This window comes from Faecalibacillus faecis (assembly GCF_003024675.1).
Classification (GTDB): Bacteria; Bacillota_I; Bacilli_A; order Erysipelotrichales; family Coprobacillaceae; genus Faecalibacillus; species Faecalibacillus faecis.
Window position 1 is genome coordinate 1 of sequence record NZ_PYLP01000024.1, and the last position, 24499, is coordinate 24499.

Annotated in this window: 23 protein-coding genes, 1 pseudogene and 1 other annotated feature; of the genes and pseudogenes, 17 read left to right on the forward strand and 7 right to left on the reverse strand. The window is 29.8% G+C overall.

Going from position 1 to position 24499, the window contains the following annotated elements; translation table 11 throughout:
• Nucleotides 1-893, forward strand: an 893-nt coding sequence (aroF, locus tag C7U55_RS12020; RefSeq protein ID WP_106988767.1) for a 3-deoxy-7-phosphoheptulonate synthase, incomplete at its 5' end; no start/stop codon positions are given.
• A 20-nt stretch (nucleotides 894-913) separates the two neighbouring features.
• Here the strand turns inward: aroF and C7U55_RS12025 are convergent.
• Complete coding sequence (locus C7U55_RS12025) at nucleotides 914-1552, reverse strand: DUF1287 domain-containing protein (RefSeq protein WP_106988768.1); 639 nt, start codon at nucleotides 1550-1552, stop codon at nucleotides 914-916.
• Nucleotides 1552-2211, reverse strand: coding sequence for an SEC-C metal-binding domain-containing protein (locus C7U55_RS14150; protein ID WP_204638432.1), 660 nt, complete (start codon nucleotides 2209-2211; stop codon nucleotides 1552-1554). The genes C7U55_RS12025 and C7U55_RS14150 overlap by 1 nt, the downstream gene beginning before the upstream one ends.
• Nucleotides 2212-2298: 87 nt before the next feature.
• Between C7U55_RS14150 and C7U55_RS12035 the strand changes: the two genes are divergently transcribed.
• Nucleotides 2299-3132, forward strand: a complete 834-nt coding sequence (locus tag C7U55_RS12035; protein ID WP_106988769.1) for a hypothetical protein — start codon at nucleotides 2299-2301, stop codon at nucleotides 3130-3132.
• The gene (locus tag C7U55_RS12040; protein ID WP_106988770.1) at nucleotides 3125-3580 is read left to right on the forward strand and encodes a hypothetical protein; all 456 of its coding nucleotides are present in this window, start codon (nucleotides 3125-3127) and stop codon (nucleotides 3578-3580) included. The genes C7U55_RS12035 and C7U55_RS12040 overlap by 8 nt, the downstream gene beginning before the upstream one ends.
• 4 nt (nucleotides 3581-3584) lie before the next feature.
• On the opposite strand, the gene sspI is transcribed toward C7U55_RS12040, so the two are convergent.
• Nucleotides 3585-3779, reverse strand: coding sequence for a small acid-soluble spore protein SspI (gene sspI / locus C7U55_RS12045; RefSeq protein WP_022001886.1), 195 nt, complete (start codon nucleotides 3777-3779; stop codon nucleotides 3585-3587).
• A gap of 47 nt (nucleotides 3780-3826) precedes the next feature.
• On the opposite strand from sspI, the gene C7U55_RS12050 reads away from it, so the two are divergent.
• The 5 genes from C7U55_RS12050 (at nucleotide 3827) to pheT (ending at nucleotide 9678) form a co-directional block, all read left to right on the forward strand.
• Nucleotides 3827-4495, forward strand: coding sequence for a M48 family metallopeptidase (locus C7U55_RS12050; RefSeq protein ID WP_106988771.1), 669 nt, complete (start codon nucleotides 3827-3829; stop codon nucleotides 4493-4495).
• Entirely contained in the window at nucleotides 4492-5208 is a 717-nt protein-coding gene (locus tag C7U55_RS12055) for a TrmH family RNA methyltransferase (protein ID WP_106988772.1), read from the forward strand. Before C7U55_RS12050 ends, C7U55_RS12055 begins: the two co-directional genes overlap by 4 nt.
• 2 nt (nucleotides 5209-5210) lie before the next feature.
• Nucleotides 5211-5972, forward strand: a complete 762-nt coding sequence (locus C7U55_RS12060) for an HAD family hydrolase (RefSeq protein ID WP_106988773.1) — start codon at nucleotides 5211-5213, stop codon at nucleotides 5970-5972.
• Between the two features lie 43 nt (nucleotides 5973-6015).
• Nucleotides 6016-6210, forward strand: a binding site (T-box leader).
• 35 nt (nucleotides 6211-6245) lie between these two features.
• Complete coding sequence (gene pheS / locus C7U55_RS12065; protein ID WP_048923562.1) at nucleotides 6246-7283, forward strand: phenylalanine--tRNA ligase subunit alpha; 1038 nt, start codon at nucleotides 6246-6248, stop codon at nucleotides 7281-7283.
• Nucleotides 7284-7287: 4 nt separating this feature from the next.
• A complete protein-coding gene (gene pheT, locus C7U55_RS12070; protein ID WP_106988774.1) occupies nucleotides 7288-9678 on the forward strand; it encodes a phenylalanine--tRNA ligase subunit beta in 2391 nt (796 codons plus the stop codon).
• Nucleotides 9679-9921: 243 nt separating this feature from the next.
• On the opposite strand, the gene tagD is transcribed toward pheT, so the two are convergent.
• The 3 genes and pseudogenes from tagD to C7U55_RS12080 form a co-directional block, all read right to left on the reverse strand.
• Nucleotides 9922-10326, reverse strand: coding sequence for a glycerol-3-phosphate cytidylyltransferase (gene tagD, locus C7U55_RS14040; RefSeq protein WP_227213482.1), 405 nt, complete (start codon nucleotides 10324-10326; stop codon nucleotides 9922-9924).
• Nucleotides 10327-10401: 75 nt separating this feature from the next.
• Nucleotides 10402-11373: pseudogene (locus tag C7U55_RS14045) on the reverse strand (NAD(P)H-dependent glycerol-3-phosphate dehydrogenase); the annotation flags it as partial.
• A gap of 11 nt (nucleotides 11374-11384) precedes the next feature.
• A complete protein-coding gene (locus C7U55_RS12080; RefSeq protein ID WP_162297454.1) occupies nucleotides 11385-12107 on the reverse strand; it encodes a YaaA family protein in 723 nt (240 codons plus the stop codon).
• A 65-nt stretch (nucleotides 12108-12172) separates the two neighbouring features.
• Between C7U55_RS12080 and C7U55_RS12085 the strand changes: the two genes are divergently transcribed.
• From C7U55_RS12085 to C7U55_RS12120, 8 genes are all read left to right on the forward strand, one after another.
• Nucleotides 12173-13177 (forward strand): nucleoid-associated protein, encoded by a 1005-nt coding sequence (locus C7U55_RS12085; protein WP_106988777.1) that lies wholly within the window; start codon nucleotides 12173-12175, stop codon nucleotides 13175-13177.
• 59 nt (nucleotides 13178-13236) lie between these two features.
• Entirely contained in the window at nucleotides 13237-14187 is a 951-nt protein-coding gene (tig, locus tag C7U55_RS12090) for a trigger factor (RefSeq protein ID WP_106988778.1), read from the forward strand.
• Nucleotides 14188-14340: 153 nt separating this feature from the next.
• Complete coding sequence (gene trkA / locus C7U55_RS12095) at nucleotides 14341-15702, forward strand: Trk system potassium transporter TrkA (protein ID WP_106988779.1); 1362 nt, start codon at nucleotides 14341-14343, stop codon at nucleotides 15700-15702.
• A gap of 2 nt (nucleotides 15703-15704) precedes the next feature.
• The gene (locus tag C7U55_RS12100; protein ID WP_106988780.1) at nucleotides 15705-17144 is read left to right on the forward strand and encodes a TrkH family potassium uptake protein; all 1440 of its coding nucleotides are present in this window, start codon (nucleotides 15705-15707) and stop codon (nucleotides 17142-17144) included.
• Nucleotides 17145-17268: 124 nt separating this feature from the next.
• Nucleotides 17269-18066: a histidinol-phosphatase HisJ family protein gene (locus C7U55_RS12105; RefSeq protein WP_227213465.1), complete on the forward strand. Its 798-nt coding sequence runs from the start codon at nucleotides 17269-17271 to the stop codon at nucleotides 18064-18066.
• Nucleotides 18067-18127: 61 nt separating this feature from the next.
• Complete coding sequence (locus C7U55_RS12110; protein WP_106988781.1) at nucleotides 18128-19969, forward strand: PTS fructose transporter subunit IIABC; 1842 nt, start codon at nucleotides 18128-18130, stop codon at nucleotides 19967-19969.
• A gap of 710 nt (nucleotides 19970-20679) precedes the next feature.
• Complete coding sequence (locus C7U55_RS12115) at nucleotides 20680-21561, forward strand: DMT family transporter (protein WP_106988782.1); 882 nt, start codon at nucleotides 20680-20682, stop codon at nucleotides 21559-21561.
• Nucleotides 21558-22820, forward strand: coding sequence for a D-alanyl-D-alanine carboxypeptidase family protein (locus tag C7U55_RS12120; protein ID WP_106988783.1), 1263 nt, complete (start codon nucleotides 21558-21560; stop codon nucleotides 22818-22820). Before C7U55_RS12115 ends, C7U55_RS12120 begins: the two co-directional genes overlap by 4 nt.
• A 57-nt stretch (nucleotides 22821-22877) precedes the next feature.
• Here the strand turns inward: C7U55_RS12120 and C7U55_RS12125 are convergent, their stop codons facing one another.
• Nucleotides 22878-23264, reverse strand: coding sequence for a helix-turn-helix domain-containing protein (locus C7U55_RS12125; protein ID WP_048923553.1), 387 nt, complete (start codon nucleotides 23262-23264; stop codon nucleotides 22878-22880).
• Between the two features lie 386 nt (nucleotides 23265-23650).
• On the opposite strand from C7U55_RS12125, the gene C7U55_RS12130 reads away from it, so the two are divergent.
• Nucleotides 23651-24298, forward strand: coding sequence for a LytR/AlgR family response regulator transcription factor (locus tag C7U55_RS12130; RefSeq protein ID WP_106988784.1), 648 nt, complete (start codon nucleotides 23651-23653; stop codon nucleotides 24296-24298).
• Nucleotides 24299-24499: the final 201 nt, after the last annotated feature.

The window sequence follows — 24499 nt, forward strand, 5'->3', positions numbered from 1 at the left end:
TTGGCGATACCACAAAAGTAGATCCAGAATCCATTGAAGTTGATCCAGCTGTAGAAAAAGTCATGCATGTTTCAGAACCATACAAACTTGCAAATAGAGCTTTCCATCCAGAAGATTCAGTTATTGATGTTGGTGGTGTCAAAATTGGGGGAGGACACTTAGCTGTCATTGCTGGACCATGTTCTGTTGAAAGCAAGGAACAAGTCATTGAAATTGCTAAAGCAGCCAAAGCTGCCGGAGCGAATCTTTTAAGAGGAGGCGCTTTTAAACCAAGAACATCACCATATGCTTTCCAAGGAATGGGATCAGCAGGGTTAGATATCTTAGTAGCGGCTAAAGAAGCAACAGGACTTCCAATCGTCTCAGAATTAATGGATGCAGAATACTTAGATGAATTTATTGAAAAAGTAGACTTGATTCAAATTGGAGCGAGAAATATGCAAAACTTCGATTTATTAAAGAAAGTCGGAAAAGCTACAAAGAAACCAATCTTGTTAAAAAGAGGATTAAGTGCCACTTTCCAAGAATGGATCATGTCGGCAGAATATATCATGGCAAGTGGAAATCCAAATGTTATCTTATGTGAAAGAGGAGTGAGAACATTTGAATCTTACACAAGAAATACATTAGATTTACAAGCAGTCCCAGTCATCAAAGAATTAACACATTTACCAATCATTATTGATCCAAGTCATGCTGGAGGAAAATGGTGGTTAGTGAATCCAATGGCAAAAGCAGCAGTAGCTGCAGGCTGTGATGGATTAATGATCGAAGTGCATAATAATCCAGAAAAAGCTTTATGTGATGGACCACAATCATTAAAACCAGCAAAATTTGAACAATTAATGAAAGAATTAAAACCAATCGCAGATGCTGTTGGTAAAGAAATATAAAAGTACCACCAAGGGTGGTACTAAGAAATGCGATAATGTCCAATGAGATCATTTCTTTTTTCTAAAATATCTTCCTCATAATAAAGTTGATGAGGATAGGCATGGTGAATCACAAAAGTGATTCCCTTTTTATTTCGATAGTTAGAAATAATTCCGATATGTTTTTTAAAGACCACAATATCGCCACCTTGCCATTTATCTAAATCATAAATATCAAGGGTCAAAGATAAAGCATGTCTTTTAAAATAAACATTTAGATTTTTAACACGACGAAAATCAATGTTTTTATCACGCTGTACTACTTGATAATTTTCAGGGTTTTCTTGAATGTCTTGATCTACAAGTTCTTGTAAATTATATCCAGAGTTTAATAAACCAAAAGCGACAACATCACTGCATACTCCATAATTGTCATCTGGATAGCCACCTTGATAATATTTGCTTTTGTATTGTGGCTTTGTTTGAATGTACTCTCTAACATTTTTTAGAATATCACTTTGATCATCAAGACCATCATGGTCTTGATCATTTACGCTTTTATAAGTTTGAATATTAAAATCTTCATTTGTATATTTTGGGTGGGGTAGAAGATTATTTTGATAAAAAATATAAGTAATGATTAAAATAACAGGGATGAAAATAAGAAAGAATTTCTTCATTATTTACCACAACATTTTTTATATTTTTTACCACTTCCACAAGGACAAGGATCATTACGCCCTACTTTAATCACTTTTGTTGGTTTTTTCTTACCAAAATCATTTTGTTTTCTTTCAATTTGTCCATAGCGTAATGCAAGTTCTTCTTCATTCATGTCTTTAAAAAGTTCTACAACATGACGAATAATATTTTTTGTTTCAATATTATATTCAATTGATAGTGGTAATTGTTTTTGAATTTCAACTTTAAGTTCTTCATATTTATTTTGTTTAAAAAGACAAGTAAAATAAGCATCTAGTAAATCATAATCGTAAGGATAACGATTTAATAATTCTTGAAAATAAGAAATATCACTCTCTTGATAAAAATAAGATAAGGCTAAGTTTTTATAAAAAGGACAAAGATATTTATCATCTTTAAAATAAGTGATCAATTCTTGATGAAAGGCAATGCTTTCTTTATATTTCTTTTCTTGAAGAAAAGAAAGACTTAATAGGTTAAGTTTATCAGATAAATGCCATTGATAACCAAAGAGATTTCCTAATTCTAAAAGACTTGGTTGATTTTCAAGATATGTCTTCAATTCATTCCATAAAGGATAAAGTGTATCTAAAGTATTGGCTTGTTCTATTTGCGTTAATAATATTTCTTTTCCCATAATGATGTCTCCTTTTTTAAATCATATCATATTATGTCATATTTGGTAAAAACAAAACTATTGTGTATAATGAATGTGGTGAGAAATATGGATCAAAAACATAAATCAAATTTAATAATAACATGTCTTTGTTTAATCATTGTCTTTGTTTCCTTACTAACAATGTATGATAATTTTTCATTTCATACTTATAGTACAAAGACGTATTATGATTATTTTCTAACATTGAATCATCAAAGCTTTTCTTTACAAGATTATGAACTTTATAAAGATCAATCAAATTACCATTGTGGAGATGGAAATCTTGTTTTAGGAAAGATTGATTCTTTAGTAGATGGACAAAATATTGATGTTATTATTCAAATGAATAAAAAATATCAAATTCATTATCCTTTACAATATCTAAATGGAGGAAGTTATGCTTTAGAAAACAAAAAAGATTTAAGTAATTTAAATGAAATCAATCATGTTCAATTAATCATTAAAGATGAAAAACAAAAGACAGTCTATAAACATGCTTTAAAATTAAAACAAGTAGAAAAACTTACGTGTTCTTCAAAAACATTTAAAGTGGAAAATGCCTGTGTGAGTGATGATTTCATGAGACTGGGATATCTTACTTCTACAGATCATTCTTTATTAAAGAAATATCCAAATATTTCTTTAGAATATCGTTATTTAAAAAGTAATAAATTAAATGATAAGAATGATAAGAATTATGTTGTTTTTAAGAAAATCAATGGAAAAACAAAGGAAATTGTGAATAAAAAAATCTATCAAGTTTATAATCATGATTTAGATCAAGGTTCTTTAAAAAAGAAAAAACTAAGTGTAGTTATTATTTTATCAAAAGATCATAGTAAAAAAAGTTATGTTTTTAAATTAAACTTTACAAAGGAAAATGGTGGTTTTAATGAATAATGAAAGATACTTAAAATTAAAAAAAGATTTTATTGTTCTTTATTTGGCACGAAACGGGATTATGACTTTTTTGATTACCCTTTGTAGTTTTGGCTTTGATTTATCAAAGTATTATCAAATTAAATTTATAGAAGCAATTCCTTATTTATTTTCTAATAATATTTTTACATTTATGTATTTTTGTTTAGTTTGGATTTTCAATTACTTACTCTTTGAACTTTTTAAAATACTAAGTGATGGGTATGATGAAAGTCATCATCATACTCTCAAATTTATGTATCATGAACATAATTATTCAATTTCATGGATGATGTATGTTGTCATGCTTATTATACTTATTTTGATACAAGTGGTTGATTTACCGACATTATTTCATTTAGATGCTTACTTGATGTTTGGTTTTATGGTTTTACGTTCACTTAAACAAATATATAAAAAGAGACTCTAAGAGTCTACTTTAATAAATGACTAAGGCTATCAAGTAATTCGTCTTTTGAACTTAAAGAATTATAGTAGGTTTCAAAAAGAACACCAAGTCCTGGTAAGACGGTTTCTTCTTTAGAAGCAATACCACTTTCGATAATTTCTTTAAGTTCACTACTTGAACAAGCATGTAGTCTTTGAAATATTGCTTGTCGAATATCCATTTTATCACTCCCTAAAAAAGAGTGGACCAAAAAGGAGAAAAATATACATGGTAGAAACCAAAACAATTATTTTAAATGAACAAGAAATTATTTATAAAATTCATTATAAAAGAATTAAGAATTGTTATTTAAGAGTAGAAAAGGGAGAAGTGGTGATTCGTTGTTCACCCATGTTTCCTCAAAATGAAATAGAAAAACTGATTAGAAATCATCAAGAAGAAATTCTTGAACAAATCAAAGGATATATTCCTAAATATAACTATCAAAATGGGGGATATGTTTATTTATTTAATCAAAAATATGAAATTATCTTAAAAGATATGAATATTAAAAAATGTGCTCTCCACGATCATCAAATCTATGTTTATTCAAAAAATATCCAAACAACGATTGAAATGTTTTTAAAACAAGAATTGATGCATTATTTAAAAGAAAAAATAGATTTTTATTTAAGTATGAGCTTTCATCATGCTTTACCAGAAATTCAAATTAAGAAGATGAAAAGAAGATGGGGTGCTTGTTTTTATCAAAAAAATAGAGTGTGCTTTAATTTAGTATTGGCACATATTGATTATGCTTTAATTGATTATGTCATTGTTCATGAACTTTGTCATTTTATTGAAGCAAATCATTCCAAAGCATTCTATCATGAAATAGAAAAAAGAATGCCAGATTATAAAGAAAGAGAAAGATTATTAAAGGATGTGGGTATATGATTACATCAATGCAAAATAAAACGATTAAAGAATTATTAAAATTAAAACAAAAGAAATATCGTAAAGATTATTATTTAGTAGAAACAAAGCATTTAGTAGAAGAAGCTATAAAGGCCAAACAAACAGATTTGGTTATTTCTACTGAACCGGTTGATTTAGGTGTGGAAAATTTAGTAGTATCTAAAGAAATTATGGAAAAGCTTGCTTTTACGAAAACACCTCAACCCATCATGGCAAGATGTTTTATTCAAAAGAATAAAATATTAAAAGAAGGAAAAAGATATTTGATTTTAGATTATTTACAAGATCCTGGAAACATTGGAACGCTTATTCGTACCGCTTTAGCTTTTGGAATAGATCAAGTGATTTTATCTAATGAATGTGTTGATCTTTATAATGATAAATTACTTCGATCAATGCAAGGAGCACACTTTCATCTTTCTTGTCTTTATGGAGATTTAAAAGAAATTATTCCTACTTTAAAAGAAAAAGGTGTCTGTGTTGTAGGCAGTGCTCTAGAAAATGGAAGACCTATTTATGAAATTCAAAAACAAGAAAAGATGGCTTATGTTTTAGGAAATGAAGGAAATGGGATGGAAAAAGAAATTATCGATATTTGTGATCAAATTGCCTATATCCCTATTACAACCATTGAATCTTTAAATGTAGCTGTGGCAGGAAGTATTATGATGTATCATTTTCAAGGAGAATAGGTATGGATAAAATATTATTTTTTGATATTGATGGAACACTTGGCAAGCATGGGGTTATTACAGAGTCAAATTTAAAAGTACTTCATTTATTGAAAGAAAAAGGGTATAAGACTTTTATTTGTACAGGAAGAGCACCTTTTTATGCAAGTCGTTTATTCGGTAATCTTGTAAGTGGGATTATTAGTTGTAATGGACGTTATATTCTTTATGAAGGAAAGAAGCTTTATAGTAGAGCTTTTACGAAGAAACAATTAGATTATTATGTACATAAATTAGATCAAGGAAAATTAGGAGCTATGTTTGTTAGCGATGATCAAGCTTTAAAATATCATTTGGATAAAAAACAAGAAGTTAATTTAGAAAAGGAATATGGGATTGAACGTCTCGTTGATTCTTTAGAAGGGGAGTTTTATACATTTGATATGTTTTATCAAAATCAAGAACATTATCAAACAATGGTTGAACTCTTTAAAGAAGATTTAATTATTAATGATCATGGTGGAATGGGTTCTTGTGATTGTTCAACGATTGAATTTGATAAAGGGAGTGCGATTGCTTATTTATTAGATTATTTCCATCTTGATAAAGATAATGCTTATGCTTTTGGTGATGGTTATAATGATCAAGCAATGTTTAGAGAAGTAGGTCATGGTATTGCTATGGGCAATGCTGTCGATGTTTTAAAAGAAAAGGCAACTTATATTACGGATAATTTTGATCAAGAGGGTATTTTAAAAGCACTTTATCATGAAAAGTTGTTATGAAAGAGCTTGTTTTGTAAAGAAAATTTGATATAATAGTGGGGTATATAAATCGTTGATATGGATTAGTAAATAGAGGATGCTGTTTTAGAGAGGGAGAAGTGCTGGAAACTCCTACAGATAATTTATTGAATTCACCATGGAGAGCACCTAATCAGTGACGTGAGACTGCGTTAATGTTTAATTAAGAGCATGTTTTAAACATGAATTAGGATGGTACCGCGATCAACTCGTTCCTATTGGAATGAGTTTTTTTATGTTTAAGGAGGAAATAAAGTGGAAAATGAATTATTACAAATTAAAGATGAAGCTTTAGAAAAGATTGAAGCTTGTACATCTTTAAAAGAATTAAATGATATTCGTGTGCTTTATTTAGGGAAAAAGGGTCCTATTCAAGAAGCTATGAAATCAATGAAAAATATGGATCCAGATCAAAGAAAAACATTTGGTCAAACAAGTAATAAAGTAAAACAAGAATTATCAAAAGCTGTTGAAGATAAAAAAGAAGTTTTAGAACATCAAGCAATTATTGATAAAATCAATAGTGAAACGATTGATTTATCATTACCTAGTTATAAATTAGATCAAGGAACAATGCATCCTTTATCAATTATTGTTTCTCAATTAGAAGAACTCTTCTTAGGAATGGGATATCAAATTGCGGAAGGTCCAGAAGTAGAAAGTGATTACTTCAACTTTGAATTAATGAACTTACCAAAAGGACATCCTGCCAGAGATATGCAAGATACTTTCTATATTGATGAAAATACTTTAATGAGAACACATACTTCTCCAGTACAAGCACATACCTTACTTGCTGCCAAAGGGAAAGGACCTATTAAAGTTATTTGTCCTGGTAAAACATATCGTAGAGATGATGATGATGCCACACATTCACATCAATTCATGCAATGTGAAGGGCTTGTTATTGATAAAAACATTACTCTTGCTGATTTAAAAGGAACATTAGAAGTTTTCGCAAGAAAATTCTTTGGGGAAAAACGTGAAATTAGATTACGTCCATCTTATTTCCCATTTACTGAACCATCAGTAGAAGTAGATATCTCTTGTCACCATTGTGGTGGTAAAGGATGTGCTATGTGTAAAGGAACTGGATGGATTGAAATCTTAGGTGCTGGTATGGTTAACCCTAAAGTTTTAGATATGTGTGGTTTTGATAGTAAAGAATATCAAGGTTTTGCATTTGGAATTGGAATCGAACGTGTAGCTATGTTGAAATACGGTATTGATAATATTCGTGATTTCTATAATGATGATTTAAGATTCTTAAACCAATTCCAAAGAGAGGAGTAAGAAAATGGAAGTCAGTTTAAATTTATTAAATAAATACGTTAAAATAGATGATCAAGATCCAAAAGAACTTGCTGATAAAATTACTTCAATTGGTTTAGAAGTAGAAGGAATGCATTCCTTAGCCAATGGAAACAATATGACAATTGGTTATGTCAAAGAATGTATCGATCATCCTGATAGTGATCATTTACATGTCTGTCAAGTAGAAGTAAGACCGGGAGAAGTGACTCAAATTGTTTGTGGAGCACCAAATGTCGCTGCTGGACAAAAAGTTATTGTAGCTAATCCTGGATGTGATTTAGGAGAAGGTTTTGTTATTAAACAAAGTACAATTCGTGGACAAGAATCTAACGGGATGATTTGTTCGATGGCAGAACTTGGTTTAGATCAACGTTTATTATCTCCTGAAGATAAAGATGGAATTCATGTTTTAGATGAAAATGCACCTGTAGGAGAAGATCCTTTAGAATATTTAGGTTTGAAAGATACAATTTTAGATATTGGTTTAACACCAAATAGATCGGATTGTATGGCTTTAACTTCACTTGCTTATGAAGTTGCTGCTGTTTTAAAAAGAGATGTTAACTTACCTGAAATTAAAGAAAAAGGAACACCTGGAAGCAATATTGAAGTCAAAGTAGAAACTGAATTATGTCCATTCTTTGGGGCTAAACTTGTAAAAGGTGTCACTACAAAAGAATCACCTGCTTGGTTAAAAACAGCTTTACTTGCTTCAGGAATTAAACCAATTAATAACATTGTTGACATTTCTAACTATGTGATGTTAGAAACAGGCCAACCAATCCATATGTATGACTATGACAAATTAACTAAAAAAGAATTTGTGGTAAAAACAGGATTTGAAGAAAAAGCAATCTTATTAGATGGTGAAGAATATAAATTAGAACCTAATGATATCATCGTTTCAACAGACAATGGTGTGGGTTGTGTCGCAGGTGTCATGGGTGCTGATAGTACTAAAATTGATGAAAATACGCAAAATATTGTCATCGAAGTGGCTACTTTTGATGGACCAAGTTTAAGAGAAACTGCAAGACGTTTAAATTTATTAACAGATGCTTCTCAACATTATATTAAAGGGGCTTTAAATACCGCTAATTCTTTAAATATTTTAGAAAGATGTGCGAATTTATTAGAAGAACTAGCTGACGCTAAAGAAATCTATGAAACTGTTTCAACAACTCTTTATATTGAAGATAAATATGTTTCAGTTTCAACTCAACAAGTTAATGGATTACTTGGAACAAACATTCAAACAAATGAAATCGCAGAAATCTTTAATTCATTAAAATTCAAATATGAATTAAAAGAAGATACATTTAATGTAAAAATTCCAACTTATCGTAATGATATTACTATGGCAGCTGATTTAATAGAAGAAGTTGTGCGTATGTATGGTTTTGATAACATTCCATCAACTTTACCAGAAATGTCTATGACAATTGGAAAAAGAACAGAAATCCAAGAAAAGAAACATATGATGAAAGTCTTATTAAAAGACCTAGGATTACATGAAACACTCACATATTCATTAACATCACCATCACTTGTTCATGATTTCAATATTTTCCATGACCAAGAACCAGTTAAACTAGCGATGCCATTAGGTGAAGAAAGATCAGTCACAAGACAATCAATCATTGGTTCATTATTACAAGTAATTAATTATAACCAATCAAGAAATATGAAAGATGTTCATTTATATGAATTATCAACAACATATTCTAAAGGTGTTGAATTACAAAATCTTGCCATTGCATGTACTGGCGAATACCATGGTTTATCATTTAAACAAATTTCATACAAAGCAGATTACTATTTAGCAAAAGGATTTGTGGAAACAATCTTTGAAAGATTAGGAATCAATGAATCACGCTATCGTTTAGAACGCGTTGAAAGCGATAATGAATCTTTCCACCCAGGACGTAGTGCTTATATTAAAGTACAAAATGAAGTCGTTGGTGTTGTTGGACAAGTTCATCCATTAATGGAAAAGAAATATGATGTTAAAGATGTTTATGTCGTTGAATTAAACTTATCTGCTTTATTAAATATCAAAACAGGTAAAGTAAAATATCAACCAATTCCACAATATCCATCAGTTTCAAGAGATATTGCTTTAGTGATGGATGAATCTGTTCCAGCAAATGATGTATGTCAAAAAATCATTAAATCAAGTAATAAACTTGTAAAATTTGCCAACATCTTTGATGTTTATGTAGGTGAACATGTTGAAGCTGGTAAAAAATCAGTTGCTATTAATTTAACTTTCCAAGATGAAAAGAAAACATTAGAAGAAAAAGAAATTAATGCAGCTATGGAAAAAATCTTAAAAGCAGTAGAAAAAGATTTTGGGGCAGTCTTAAGAGGATAAAGAATTGAGGTGTACAAAAGTACATCTCTTTTTTATGAAAATAGGTAGTTATCGACCAATTTTAAAGAATAAATAAAAAAAGTGGTCGATAACTCAATACTATTAAGTTAAGGACAGATATATTTTTATGTTTTGTCTTTTTTATTTTAAATAATTTTTAGTAGAAAAATACATCTACAAAAAAAGACTTATAATGAATATTTTATTATTCATTATAAGTCCTATGAAATCAACCAATCTATCTTATTTTTCTTCTGGATGATTTAAATCTTCTTTAATTTGTGTTGTTGAGATTTCAGGAGTTCTTGGTAAGTAGATCACTTCAACACCTTCATCTTTTAAATAATCAAATTTACCTTTCCAATCATCCCCGATAACAAAAGTATCAATATGATATTCTTTAATATCATTAATTTTTTGATCCCAGTTTTCTTCAGGAATAACAAGATCGACAAAACGAACAGATTCTAATAAACCTTTTCTTTGTTCATAAGAGAAGTAACATTTCTTATCTTTTTTCAAACGTGTAAATTCATCTGTAGAAACGGCAACAATTAGATAATCTCCTAAAGCTTTTGCACGTTTTAATAAATTAATATGTCCATAATGTAATAAATCAAATGTACCATAAGTAATAACTCTTTTCATACCTAACCCTCTTTTACTTTTAATAATACTATTTTCAAAATTAATATCTGCGACAGATTTTGTAAGCTCTGTTTTACGATCACGATTCATTAATGCTTTAACTGCTTCATTTGGACTGACTTTACCTTTAACAATAGCATCTACTGTTGCAGTAATAGGCATTTCTACATCATATCTTTTAGAAAGTTGCATGGCAGCTGGTAAAGCATTTAAACCTTCAACCACCATTCCTACTTCTTTTGTGGCTTCATCGACATTATAACCTTGACCAATTAATGTTCCGCATTTAAAGTTACGACTATGCACACTTGTCGCGGTAACAATCAAATCACCAATTCCAGCAAGACCATGGAATGTTTGTTCAAGACATCCCATTGTTGTTCCTAAACGTGTCATTTCAGAAAGACCACGGGTAATAATGGCTGCACGGGTATTATCGCCATAATTTAAGCCATGAGAAATTCCTGCTGCTAAGGCAATGATATTTTTTAAAGCACCACATAATTCAACCCCACGGACATCCACGTTTGTATAGACACGCATACATGTATCTTGGAATAAATTTTGTACTTTTTCGGCAACTTCTAAATCACCACAAGCTGAAACAATGGTTGATGGCATGTCATTGACAACTTCTTCAGCATGTGTTGGTCCTGATAGTGCGACAATCTTTGCTTGACTTCCTAAAACATCTCTGATGATTTCAGACATGGTATAAAGACTATCACTTTCGACCCCTTTAGCAAGATCAATCAAGATTTGATCTTTAATATAATCCTTTGCTGTTTCCATTGTACTTCTCATAAAAATAGATGGAACAGCAACAACAAGATATTCACTATTACATACTTCCTTAATATCTGTTGTAAATTCCATATCATCAGGAATTTGTAATTCAGGTAATTTTGGATGCGTTCTGTTTTTTTGGATATATTCAATTTCCTGAGGTAGGGCTGACCAAACCATCACTGAATGATGACGATTGCATAATACTCTTGCTACAGCCATTCCCCATGTACCTGCTCCTAAAACACCAACTTTATACATGATAAAACCTCCTATTTCTTGATGTATTTCATTTTTTCATCTTTTATAAAAACCCAATGATCACCATTTGAATCATCTTCACTAAAATGATAATCATCGATCACAATTTCTTTTATTTTTTCAATATCTTCAATACAATTTTTAATTAAATAATTCAACATCCTACCTCTTGCCTTTTTTAAATACACGGCATTTCGTTTAAAAGTATGCCCACTTCTTATGACAAAATCAAGTTGAATCATCTTATGTGATATCATTTTTTCATATTCTTTTGTACTTAAAGAAAGAATAACATCTTCATCTTTTAAGTATGTATTGATTTCATTTTGCCAATAAGTATATAAGTTTAAATCATTTAACTTATGTTTTATTTCTAAACGATGGTAACTTACAGCATCATTATAACGCAAAATACCATAAAGTGGTGAATTAATTAATAGATGCTTTTGTAAATAATCCCATTGTTCTTTTTGATAGTTTTTCAAATCAAGTTGTTTAAAAACAACCCCATCAAATAAGTTCAATGCTGCAAAGTTTTCTTCATTATGGAAATAATCATAAATCAAAGAAGATTGCTTAAAAGATATCTTCATAAGATCATGAATTTGATCAATGTTTAATTCTTTTAATTGTTTTCTTAAATACTCTGCTTTATTGAAAAACAAAGGCGTTTGTTTTTCAATAGGAAAATGTTTTTCTTTTAAACTTTTTGCATCCGCAATTATTATTTTCATAGACTTCACCATATCCATTATATCTTAAAATACAAAAATATGATATACTACAAAAGGTGATTAAAATGAATACAACAATTATAGATAAAATACTGATCCATATGTTAGATATGGAACATAGTCAAATCCTTTATTCAGATCAATTTATTGATCTTATCGAAGGAACAACAGAATATTATGATAAAAAAATAGAAAAATGTTTAACCAATACAACAATCAAAGAACTTGTGGTTGGAAGTGAACATCATTTACTTCAAGCAGCTAAAAATATGATTATTGATGATGAACAATTTATAGCTGAATCAAAAAAGATTGCTCAAGATTTATTTGCTGTCAGTAAATATGTTGAAGAAATGCCTAATAGTAATTTAATGTTTGTTGAATGCAAAGTTGATGGGGAAAAGATGATTCTTATCATGAAATTAAATTATAAAGTGACACCTATTTCTATTGTAGAAGAAGTTGAAGGGAAACGTGCTATTAAATTTGTCAATAGACAAAGCTTACCACCTAAAACTTCGGCAGTAGAAGAAGCAATTATTATTAATGTTGATAAAAGCACGATTTCTTTAATTGAAAAAAGATTTCAAATTGATGGAAAACCAGGATATTATCTTAATGAACAATATATTAAAGGGGAACCTAAATTAACTGATAAACAAAAAATGAGTATTGTGAATAAAGTCGTTAAAAAAGTCGATAGTGAATATAACGTCTTTGAGGGAGATCCAACAGCTGTGGTTAAAAAGGAAATGATTGATTTAGTGATGGAGCATCTTCCTTTAAAACCAATGGAAATTGCGAAAAAAGTCATGGGTGATGATTATAATGCAAAGGAAGAAGTGGAAACGATTATGAGAGATTTAGGTATTGAAGAAGATGATGAAATTGTTAATGTACCTTTATCTTTAGATCGTATGTCACGTTGTAAACTTGTTTTAGATGATGATCGTATTGTGGAATTAAATGTAGAAGATTATTTAAATCATGAAAATATTATGACAGAAACAGATATGTCAGGTTATTCAACGATTACTTTAAAGAATATCAAGGATATTAAGATTAAATAAAGACAAGAAGTTTTCTTTATGATAGAATAAACAAGCATATAATGAAAGGAAATAAATAAATGAGTAAAGTAATTAAATTAGGTAACTATAAAGGAATTGAATTCAAAGTAGAAAAAGTACCTGTATCTGATGAAGAAGTTGAACAACAAATTCAAATGATTTTAGCTCAATCAAGCCAAACAGAAGAAAAAGATGGTGATACTGTAGAAAACGGAGATATCGCTACAATTGATTTTGTTGGGTTAAAAGATGATGTGGCTTTTGAAGGTGGAACAGGAAATGATTACGATTTAGAAATCGGTTCAGGATCATTCATTCCAGGATTTGAAGATCAAATGATTGGCATGAAAGTTAATGAAACAAGAGATTTAAATTTAACTTTCCCAGAAAACTATCAAGCAGCAGAATTAGCTGGACAAGATGTTGTTTTCAAAGTAACTGTTAAAAAATTATCAGTGAAAAAAGATGCTGAATTAAATGATGCTTTCGTTGAAGGATTAGGTGTACCTGAAATCAAAACAGTGGAAGATTTAAAAGCTTATATTAATGAAGGTTTACAACAACAACATGATCAACAATATGAAACTCAAAAAGAAAATACAATTTTTGATGCTTTCATGGCAGATAGTGAAGTTGAATTAGATGATGATGCTATTGATGAAGCTTTAGATAGACAAATGTCTTATATGGCTAATCAAATGATGGCTCAAGGTATTCAATTAGATCAATACTTACAAATGACAGGTATGGATGAAGAAAAATTAAGAGAACAAATGAAACCATCAGCTACTCAACAAGCTAAATTAGAAGCTTTAATTGATGAAATTATTGCGGTTGAAAAGATCGTTGTAACTGAAGAAGTTTTAGATGAACAATTAAATATGGTTGGACAAGCGAATCAAATGACTAAGGAACAAGTATTAGAAAAAATTGATTTAGAAGGATTCAAAAGAGATCTTTCTCGTATGCAAGCAAGTCGTTTAATTGTTAATAATGCAGTTGAAAAATAGTTGAAAATTCCACGATAAAGTGGAATTTTTTAATTATAGTGTACAAAAATAATTTTTTCATTGATATTTCATGTTCTTAAGGTAAAATAGGTTGAGTAATTAAAGTAAAAGGGTTAAAATATTTATTTATATTAAGGGAGGTTTCATTTTATTATGAAAATCATTGTTTTGGGAGCTGGTAAAGTCGGAAAAACACTTATTAAACATATGTCCAATGAAGATCATGATATTATTGTGGTTGATCAAAATGCGACAAAAGTAGAAGAAGTCGTCAATCAATTTGATGTTATAGGTGTTGTAGGTAATGGTGGTTCATATGATATATTAATGGAAGCAGGGGCTCAAGATGCCAATCTTATCATTTGTGTAACTACTTCTGATGAATTAAATATTTTAGCGGGATTAATGGCTAAAAAGATGGGAACAAAACATACAATTGCCCGTGTGAGAAATCCAGATTACTCATCACAACGTGATTTTATGAGAAATCAATTAGGTTTTTCAATGATTGTCAATCCAGAATTGGAAGCAGCAAGTGAAATACGTCGTGTATTATCTTTCCCTTCAGCTGTAAAAGTTGATACTTTTTCTAGAGGAAAAGTAGAACTTGCGGAATTCTTTGTAGAAGATCATAGTCGTTTAAATGGGGTTGAATTAAGTCAACTTCATAAAATTACAAAGACAAATATTCTTGTCTGTGCGGTCAGTCATAATGAAGATGTGATCATTCCTGATGGAAATTATGTAATCAAACCAGGTGATCATTTATATATTACAGGAACACATCGAGATCTTTCTCGCTTTTGCTTAGATATTGGCGTTATTACTACACGTATTAAAAATGTCATTATTGTTGGTGGTGGTAAGATTGCTTACTATTTATCGAAACAATTATCAACACAAGGAATTAAAGTTAAAATTATTGAAAAGGATAAAAATCGTTGTCAGGTTCTGGCAGAAAAATTGCCTTATGTCACAATTATCCATGGAGATGGTAGTGATGATGAATTATTAAATGAAGAAGGTATTGAAAATACAGATGCTGTTTTAGCACTTACAGGTTTAGATGAAGAAAATATTGTTTTATCTTTATCCGCAAAAAGCCTTTATCATAAAAAGATCATTGCGAAGGTAACACGAATGAATTATGCAGGTCTTTCCGATGTCTTAAAAGTAGACAGTATCGTGGCACCAAAGAAAATAGTTGCTAGTCAAATTATTCGTTATGTGCGTGCTAAAATGAATAAGGATAATGATTCATCAGTTAAAACACTTTATAAAATTGTTGATGGTGAGGTTGAAGCCATTGAATTTAAAGTAACTGAACAATTTAAGTATTTACATAAAACACTTAATGAAATGAAAATCAAGGAACATGTTTTAGTAGCTGCAATTATTCGTGAAAATGAAGTCATTGTCCCAAAAGGAAATACTACAATGGAATTAAATGATTATGTCATTATTGTTTCTCGTGGAGAAATTATGAAATCACTCAATGATATATTAAGAGGTTAATTATGAATAGAAGAATGATTGTATTTGCGATAGGAAAACTTCTATCGATGACAGGATTTCTCCTTTTCATTCCTGTCATGATTTCGTTTATTTATCATGAAAGCCAAGGACTTTATTTTGGTATTGTTGGTGCCATTTTACTTCTCTTAGGATTCTTGATTTCACGAAAAACACCAAAAAAGAAAAATATTTATGCTCGTGAGGGATTTGTCATCGTTGCTTTAAGTTGGATCCTTGTTTCTGCTTTTTCAGCAATACCTTATGTTTTATCAGGAGAAATTCCTCGTTATGTGGATGCTTTCTTTGAAATGGTTTCAGGATTTACGACAACGGGTTCATCCATTCTTACAAATATTGAGGGAATGAGTCATACAGGACTTTTCTGGCGAAGCTTTACACACTGGATTGGTGGAATGGGAATTTTAGTATTCGTCATTGCCTTTATTCCCATTGCTTCAGGAAGATCGATGCATATTTTAAAAGCAGAAGTTCCTGGCCCCGTTGTTGGAAAACTTGTTTCTAAAGTACGTGCGACAGCCCGTATTCTTTATGTTATTTATGCAGCCTTAACAGTAATTGAAATAGTCTTGTTACTATTTGGAGGAATGCCTTTATTTGATAGTATCCTCAACGCCTTTGGAACCGCTGGTACCGGTGGTTTTGCAATAAAAAATGCGAGTATTGCTGCTTATCATAGTGCATACTTTGATGTTGTCATTACTATTTTTATGATTCTTTTTGGAATCAACTTCAACTTATTCTATTTTATTTTAATAGGAAAAGTTAAAGATGCTTTACGAAGTGAAGAACTTCATTACTATTTAGGAATCATTGCATTATGTATTATTGTGATTACATGCAATGTTTTACCAACATATAAAAATGTTTTAGAAGCTTTACGTTATGCTGGTTTTACAGTTGCTTCAACCATTACCACAACAGGATTTGTCGTTGTTGATTATGGTAAGTGGCCACTTTTATCACAAATGATTATCCTTGTTTTAACATTCGTTGGGGCAAGTTCAGGTTCTACCGGTGGAGGAATCAAGATTTCAAGAATTGTGATGTATTTTAAAAGTGCTCGTAAAGAACTAAGAAAAGCCCTTCATCCTCATAGTGTACAAACTGTAGAGTTTGAAAATCAACCAATTGATGGCAACGTGATTAGTTCTATTCAAGGATACTTAGTAATTTACTTAATTATCTTTGTGGTGTCATTGCTTATTTTATCTTGTTATAAGATTGATTTTGCAAGTGCTTTTTCAGCTGTAGCAACATGTTTAAATAACGTTGGTCCAGGAATGAATGTTGTGGGACCGGTTGGAAATTTCTCATCATTATCAGATGTTTCAAAACTTGTTTTATCTTTTGATATGTTAGCTGGTCGATTGGAAATCTTCCCAATGTTATTGGTATTTGCACCATCATCTTGGCGAAAATAAATTATTTTGAAGTAATAAAAGATAACTTTTGTTACTTCTTTTTTTTGTGATAGATGATTTATGATATTCGTTGTAATTTTTTTGAAAGAGTTTATAATTGTATACAACGATTGGAGGATGAAATATGTTAGTAGATGGACATATGCATTTAGAAAATGGTCCCCTTACCAAAGAATATGTAATGCAATTTATTAATGAAGCTTATAAACAAGGATTTGATCGTATTCAAATTCTTGATCATACACATCGCTTTAAAGAATTTGAAGTGATCTATCAAGGTGTTAAAGATGCTAGTGATTATCAAAAAGAATGGCTTGCAAATAAGAAAATGAAATTTAAAGATTCTCTTTCAAGTTATGTACGTTTAATTAATGAAGTAAAATCAGAAAAGACTCCTATTGAAGTATTGTTTGGTTTAGAAGTTTGTTATGTTCCTGAGTACAAAGATGAAATCGAAAGAATTTTAGAGCCTTATCAATTTGATTTTTTAGTAGGGGCTATTCATTCTATTGATGGTCTTTTATACGATATGCCTTGGTCTAAAGAAATACTATGGGATAAGTATAATGTTGATGATATTTATCGTCGCTATTATGAACTTATTTTTGATCTTGTAAAAAGTAATTTATTTACGCAATTAGCACACCCGGATACAATAAAAATGTTTGGCTATTACCCAAGTTATGATTTAAAACCAACATATCATGAACTTGCACAATTACTGGTAGAACACCATGTCAAAGGGGAATGCAATACAGGATGTTATTATCGTTATCATCATCCAGATAAGGGCTTATCTAAAGAACTTTTAGATATTTTTAAAGAGCATCATGTAGATATTATTACCGCGAGTGATGCCCATAAACCTGAGGATGTAGGTACTTGTATTAAAGATATTTATAAATTATGTCGATATGACTAGTTGTTCTTGATTGAACAACTTTTTTGCTTTATGATGTTCAAGAAAAAGAAAGGTGATAAAAATGAAGATTACAGAATTACTCGATTTAAAATCAATTGATTTAAATCCACAAGTATCTAGTAAAGAAGAGGCTATTGATCATATGGTTGATTTATTAGATCAAAGTGGAAAGTTAAATAATAAAGAAGTTTACAAAGAAAGTGTTTTAAAAAGGGAAGCACAAAGTACCACAGGAATTGGTGATGGTGTTGCTATTCCTCATGGACAAAGTGAAGGAGTTCAAACTGCAGGGCTAGCAGCAATGGTTATTAAAGAAGGACTTGATTTTCAATCATTAGATGGAAAACCAACGTATCTATTCTTTATGATAGGTGCTCCTAAAGATTCAGGGGGTGCGCATTTACAAGCATTAGCACAATTATCAACATTATTAATGGAAGAAGATTTTAGAAATTCTTTAATTAATGCATCTTCTAAAGAAGAATTTTTAAAACTTATTGATGAAAAAGAAAATAAAAAAGAAGAAGTGAAGGATGTTATTCATCCAGATGTTTTGGCAGTAACTGCCTGTCCAACAGGAATTGCCCATACATTTATGGCAGCAAAAGCTTTGCAGCAAGCCGGAGAAAAATTACATATTTCAATTAAAGTTGAAACAAATGGGCAAGAAGGGGTTAAAAATGAATTAACTCAAGATGATATTGATCATTGTAAATGTATTATTGTTGCGGCAGATAAGAAAGTAGAAATGCAACGTTTTGAAGGAAAAAAATTAATTCAAGTTCCTGTTCGTGATGGAATCTCTAAAGCAGAAGAACTTGTTGAAAAAGCAAGTAAAGGAGAAGCTGAAATTTATCATTATCAAGAAGGAAAGACAAAACAAGGAATTGTACGTACTTTCTATAAACATTTAATGAATGGAATTTCTCATGCTTTACCTTTTGCTGTAGCAAGTGGAGTTCTTTATGGAATTCTTTATTTACTACAAGATTATGTTTTAACATATCAAATCTTAACTCTTACAAGTTATGTTCAACAGCTTGCAACTATTATGATCGTTCCTGTTGTTTCTGCTTATATTGCTGATAGTATTGCTGATCGTCCAGGAATGGTTTCAGGATTCATAGGTGGTTTAATTGTTTGTCAAGGAATTTCTGTCTCAGCTATTTCAACGAATACAGTATCCTTACTTGCAGGTATTATTGCTGGATTCCTTGCTGGATATATTTCTTTAATTTTAAGTAAATTGATGTCTTATTTACCAAAATATTTAAAAGGAATTGAAGCTTCTCTTTTCCATCCAATTTTATCAACAGCACTTGTTGCTTTGATTATGGTTTATATTAATAGTTATCTTTATATAGGACATAGCTATATTATTCAATATGTTTCTTTGATTGAATCACAAATGATTACAAAAATCTTATTTGGTTTTGTTTTAGGAATGATGATGGCGATTGATAATGGTGGACCTATTAATAAAACAGCTTATGTATTTGGCATTGGTATGGTTGTAAGTTGTGATTATTATCCAATGGCAGCTATTATGGCAGGAGGAATGATTCCACCATTTGTGATTGCATTATCAGCAACAATTTCTAAAAAAAGATTTGTTTCAAGAAAAGAAGCTTTAATGAATTATATTAATGGAATTTCATTTATTTCAGAAGGAGCTATTCCATTTATTCAAAAGGAATCAAAAGTTATTTTACCAGCTTGTTGTTTAGCAGCTGGTCTTGCAGGTGCTTTATCAATGTATTTTGAATGTTCAATTGCTTCACCTCATGGTGGTCTCTTCCTTATTTGGATGGTGAATAATCCACTTTACTATTTAGTGACAATTGGTTTATCAACAGTTGTAGGAACCTTACTTTTATTCATTTTTACAAAATTAAAAAAATAATAATATAAATAGAAGAAGCCTATCATGGTTTCTTTTTTTTGATTCAAAGAGAAAATAAGATATGAAGAATAAATTTTCTTTTTTGTTTTTATAAGTTATTTTGAATAATTAGTGAAAAATAGCGATAACTGTGTTATTATTTACAAGATTGTAGGGAGAAGTGTATAAGTAAAATCAATATTTTCCAAAGTGCTTAGTGTCACTTCATAACCAACATTTTTAAGAAATTATGTTGTTTTTCAATTGTTAATTGTTTTTATTTTATTGGTTTTGGATTTTTAAAGGATTCATAAGCGGATAGATTGAATGTTTTTCCTGTCAGTATCGTGTGATAGATAGAAGCAAGTATCATTCTTGAAATTGCAATTATTGCTTTAGCAACGAATTGATTAAACTATGGAGATGTATTTTAATAATTTCAGTTTTACAGGATTCAATATGTTGATCAAGTTCAAGTTTGTTATCTTGAATGGATTTAAAAATATCTTCTTTATTCTTAGAAGAGTCATATATAAATTTTTTGTGCTTGAAAAGTTGACGGGTACTTATAAAAATTTAGGATATTCTCTATATAGTAGATTACTTACTCACCCCATCGTGCTTTGTCGTATACCATAAGGATACTACATGAAGTAAAAATGGTGAATAAATTGATATTACGTGTTTGTGTCTACGTTGAGCGTAGCTCAAACGCAAAAATGGAGGAAAATATGAAAAAAGAAACATTAGGGAAACTATTTTTATTAACGGCAGCGCTTATATGGGGTAGTTCGTTTGTTGTTATGAAAAGTGCGGTTGATTTTATTACACCATTTGTTTTATTATTTATACGTTTTACATTAAGTACGCTATTTATGTCGTGTTTATTTTTAAAAAAAATAAAAATAATTAAAAAAGAAGATTTATTAGGTGGTTTTTGTGCAGGTTTGGCTTTGTTTAGCGCTTTTTCAATTCAAACCTTTGGTCTTCGTTTAACAACGCCTGGTAAAAATGCTTTTTTAACAGCTGTTTATTGTACAATTGTTCCATTATTAAGTTGGTTATTATTTAGAAAAAAACCAGAAAAATCGCAAATTTATGCGGCTTTATTATGTTTTATAGGGGTTGGTTTTGTTTCACTAGATAGTTCATTAAATATGAATTTAGGTGACGTATATACTTTAATGGGCGGTTTTTTATATGCTGTACATATTATCGTTTGTGAAAAAGCAATGAAAAATACTTCACCAATTATTATTACTATTTTACAATTTGCATTTGCAGCTGTTTTTTCATTGGGTGCTTCATTATTATTTGAAGATCTTTCGTTGATTACTCAAATTAATTCAAGTATTTATATGCACATTCTTTATCTTGCATTTTTTGCGACAACACTTTGTTATCTATTTCAAAATGTGGGTCAAAGTTGGGTCAATGAAAACATTGCAGCTTTATTATTGTCTTTAGAGTCTGTTTTCGGTGTTTTCTTTTCAATTTTATTAAAAAAGGAAACATTGACATTGCAAATAGTGTTAGGATTTATTATTATCTTTTTGTCGGTATTTGTATCAGAAACAAAGTTATCTTTTTTACATAAGGGAGAGGAAAAATGATTAAAAAATTAATTACGTTAGGATTATCGCTATTTACTTTTATAGCAACAATGACACCAATTTATGCAGTTGATAATTCAGCTTCGGTTGATATTTCAGGGGAGTATGGGATTGTTATTGATCAAGATAATGGTCAGATACTTTACAATAAAAAAGCAAAAGAAAAAATGTATCCAGCGAGTATTACAAAAATTTTAACATGTATTGTCGCTTTAGAAATGGTGGATGATTTAGATAAACAAGTGACTATTACTGATAGTGATGTTGAAACTGTATGGGAAACAGGCGCGTCAGCTGCAAACTTTACTCCTGGCGAAGTGGTGACATATCGTGATGTTTTTATGGGGGCAATGCTTCCTTCAGGAGCTGATGCGTGTCGTGCTCTTGCTAATAATACATGCGGTTCTCAAGAAAAATTTGTTGATAAAATGAATGACCTAGTTAAAAAATTAGGATTAAAAGATTCTCATTTTGTAAATACAACTGGAATTCATGATCCTAATCATTATACAACAGCTTATGATATGGCAAAAATTACACAATATGCTTTACAAAATGAAAAATTTGTAGAAATCTTTACAAGATATCAATACAACGCAAGTAATGGATTACATCAATGGGTTAAAAAAGTATTATATACATGTAAAAGAGATCATATGAATGTTTCAATGATAGAAGGATGTAAAAGTGGTTATACAAGCGATGCACAACACACTTTATCAAGTATGATTAACGTTAATAATCATCATTATATTTGTGTTGTGGGATATTCTAAAAATAAAGATGGTTATAATCATTGCACAGTTAACGATACAATTACTTTAGGAAATTATGTAGGTTCGCATTATAAAGAAGTAAATTTATTGCAAAGTGGAAACGAAGTTACAAAATCATCTGTAAGTGATGGGGAAAAAAATAAGGTAGCAATCAAAATTGATCAAGATATTAATATCGTATTACCTAATGATTACAATGAAAAAGACATAGAATACAAACAAAAAGTTAAAACATTTACAGCACCAGTAAAAAAAGATCAAAATGCTGGGAAATTAGATGTTTATTATAAAGAAAACAAATTAGGTAGTTATACGCTTTCTACAGTAAATAATGTTGCAGAAAGTGAATCAGTGATTATGTTTAGAAAAATTAAAAATATATTAATTCCTTGTGTAATCACTGTATTTATTTGTATTGTTGTTTTACTTATTGTTAGACAATTTATTATTAAGAGAAGAAGACGTCGCCGTCGTAGAAGATAAATCATAAAAGGGAGATTTACTGTTGTAAATCTCTTTTTATAATAAAAAAAGAAGTCATTATTTAGAATTCTTCTTTTTCATAGTTTGTTCTTTAATTAATATTTCTCTTTTTTGTCTATTACTTTTTTCAACAAGTTTTAAAACTTGTTTACGATATTCTGGTAGTAATGTATTTAAATCAATATTGTCTGGTTGACCATATAATTTTTTATATTCTTCATCACTTAAGTGGCTTTTAAAAATAATTGTAAGTGATGGAATATTTAAGACATCAGCGACTTTTTCTAAAGTAGTGAAGCACTTTTTAAAAGAAATACCTCTAAAAAATTCGCTCAATGTGGATTGAGCAATGCCAGTTCTTTCGGAAACAATCTTCGCATTTAAAGACATTTCTTTCATACGTTTTGCCATCATTTTACCGATTTCGTCAATTTTTACAATCATTGCATCACCACCACAATTAGATATTATCATTTTGCAATACGCCTACTCGTATTGTGATGACCGCTTGGCTATTTATGTCAAAAATTACGAAAAAGCGTATTTTCAAGTTCGTTCAGCAATGTTACAATACGCATATCCGAATTCAATAAACCACCCAGTATATAAAATAGTCCTTTTGGTTAAATGGTATTTTTTAATACGTAAAGTTTTATTATGATGATATAAATAATAAGATAAAGGGGTGAATATTATGAAATACAGAATTTTAAATTCTATGGTTAAGGTTCTAACTTTAGTGGCTTTTGTATGTGCTATGTCACCATCAAGACAAAACTGTTATGAACCAGAAAAACCAGCATCATTAAGATAGTAGGAGTGAGAGTAATATGAAATGTTTAATAATTGATGATGACCAATCTTGTATTGATATGTTACAAATGAAATTGAAAGATTATTATGGAGATGTAGAATTAGATATTTTTCAAAAACCACCACACGTTGATGAATTACAAAAAGATTATGATTTGTTTTTCATAGATGTGTTATTAGGGAATGAAAGTGGTATTGAATATGCCAATAGTATAAAAGACTACTATCCACATATGACACTTGTCTTTCTTTCACACCAAGATAACTTGATTTTTGAAACACAAAAGATTAGTCCAATTTGTTTTATTAGAAAAAGTAATTTTGATGAAGATTTTCAAATGTTTTGTATTGTTTATGAAAATAAACAACGAGAAAATATAAAAATCATATTCAAATTACATCAAATAGAAAATAAAACCGGTGAAACATCAATAACTTTACATGCGAACGATATTATTTATGTAGAATGTTACTCACATGAACTCATTATACACACTCATAAAAATGAGTATATTGTGAAAATGACCTTAAAAGAATTCTTGAAACAAGTAAAAACATTAAATTCTTTTCTATTAATCTACAATCGTGTGGTTGACAAAATGAAAGTAGTGTATCCGTTTTATGAATCTGTTATAATTAAAAAGCCAAAGAAAGTTAATGTCTAAGCAGTCATTTGGAACTTTGTTTGGCGACATCCTCACCGAATGGCTGCTTAGACATGTTGAGGATGTTTTTTATGTCTAATTTTGAAAATCCTTTTAAGGATTTTGTTTTTAGTTTACCCGAAGATAAACTAGATCTTTTGATTGAATGCATCAACAATAGAAAAGATTATGATTTATATGGTGTTACTAACCTAGAAGATG

Coding starts and splice junctions, on each gene's coding strand:
- C7U55_RS12025 (WP_106988768.1), bottom strand. CDS start 1,552: ATGAAGAAATTCTTTCTTATTTTCATCCCTGTTATTTTAATCATTACT.
- C7U55_RS14150 (WP_204638432.1), bottom strand. CDS start 2,211: ATGGGAAAAGAAATATTATTAACGCAAATAGAACAAGCCAATACTTTA.
- C7U55_RS12035 (WP_106988769.1), top strand. CDS start 2,299: ATGGATCAAAAACATAAATCAAATTTAATAATAACATGTCTTTGTTTA.
- C7U55_RS12040 (WP_106988770.1), top strand. CDS start 3,125: ATGAATAATGAAAGATACTTAAAATTAAAAAAAGATTTTATTGTTCTT.
- sspI (WP_022001886.1), bottom strand. CDS start 3,779: ATGGATATTCGACAAGCAATATTTCAAAGACTACATGCTTGTTCAAGT.
- C7U55_RS12050 (WP_106988771.1), top strand. CDS start 3,827: ATGGTAGAAACCAAAACAATTATTTTAAATGAACAAGAAATTATTTAT.
- C7U55_RS12055 (WP_106988772.1), top strand. CDS start 4,492: ATGATTACATCAATGCAAAATAAAACGATTAAAGAATTATTAAAATTA.
- C7U55_RS12060 (WP_106988773.1), top strand. CDS start 5,211: ATGGATAAAATATTATTTTTTGATATTGATGGAACACTTGGCAAGCAT.
- pheT (WP_106988774.1), top strand. CDS start 7,288: ATGGAAGTCAGTTTAAATTTATTAAATAAATACGTTAAAATAGATGAT.
- tagD (WP_227213482.1), bottom strand. CDS start 10,326: ATGAAAAGAGTTATTACTTATGGTACATTTGATTTATTACATTATGGA.
- C7U55_RS12080 (WP_162297454.1), bottom strand. CDS start 12,107: ATGAAAATAATAATTGCGGATGCAAAAAGTTTAAAAGAAAAACATTTT.
- C7U55_RS12085 (WP_106988777.1), top strand. CDS start 12,173: ATGAATACAACAATTATAGATAAAATACTGATCCATATGTTAGATATG.
- tig (WP_106988778.1), top strand. CDS start 13,237: ATGAGTAAAGTAATTAAATTAGGTAACTATAAAGGAATTGAATTCAAA.
- trkA (WP_106988779.1), top strand. CDS start 14,341: ATGAAAATCATTGTTTTGGGAGCTGGTAAAGTCGGAAAAACACTTATT.
- C7U55_RS12100 (WP_106988780.1), top strand. CDS start 15,705: ATGAATAGAAGAATGATTGTATTTGCGATAGGAAAACTTCTATCGATG.
- C7U55_RS12105 (WP_227213465.1), top strand. CDS start 17,269: ATGTTAGTAGATGGACATATGCATTTAGAAAATGGTCCCCTTACCAAA.
- C7U55_RS12110 (WP_106988781.1), top strand. CDS start 18,128: ATGAAGATTACAGAATTACTCGATTTAAAATCAATTGATTTAAATCCA.
- C7U55_RS12115 (WP_106988782.1), top strand. CDS start 20,680: ATGAAAAAAGAAACATTAGGGAAACTATTTTTATTAACGGCAGCGCTT.
- C7U55_RS12120 (WP_106988783.1), top strand. CDS start 21,558: ATGATTAAAAAATTAATTACGTTAGGATTATCGCTATTTACTTTTATA.
- C7U55_RS12125 (WP_048923553.1), bottom strand. CDS start 23,264: ATGATTGTAAAAATTGACGAAATCGGTAAAATGATGGCAAAACGTATG.
- C7U55_RS12130 (WP_106988784.1), top strand. CDS start 23,651: ATGAAATGTTTAATAATTGATGATGACCAATCTTGTATTGATATGTTA.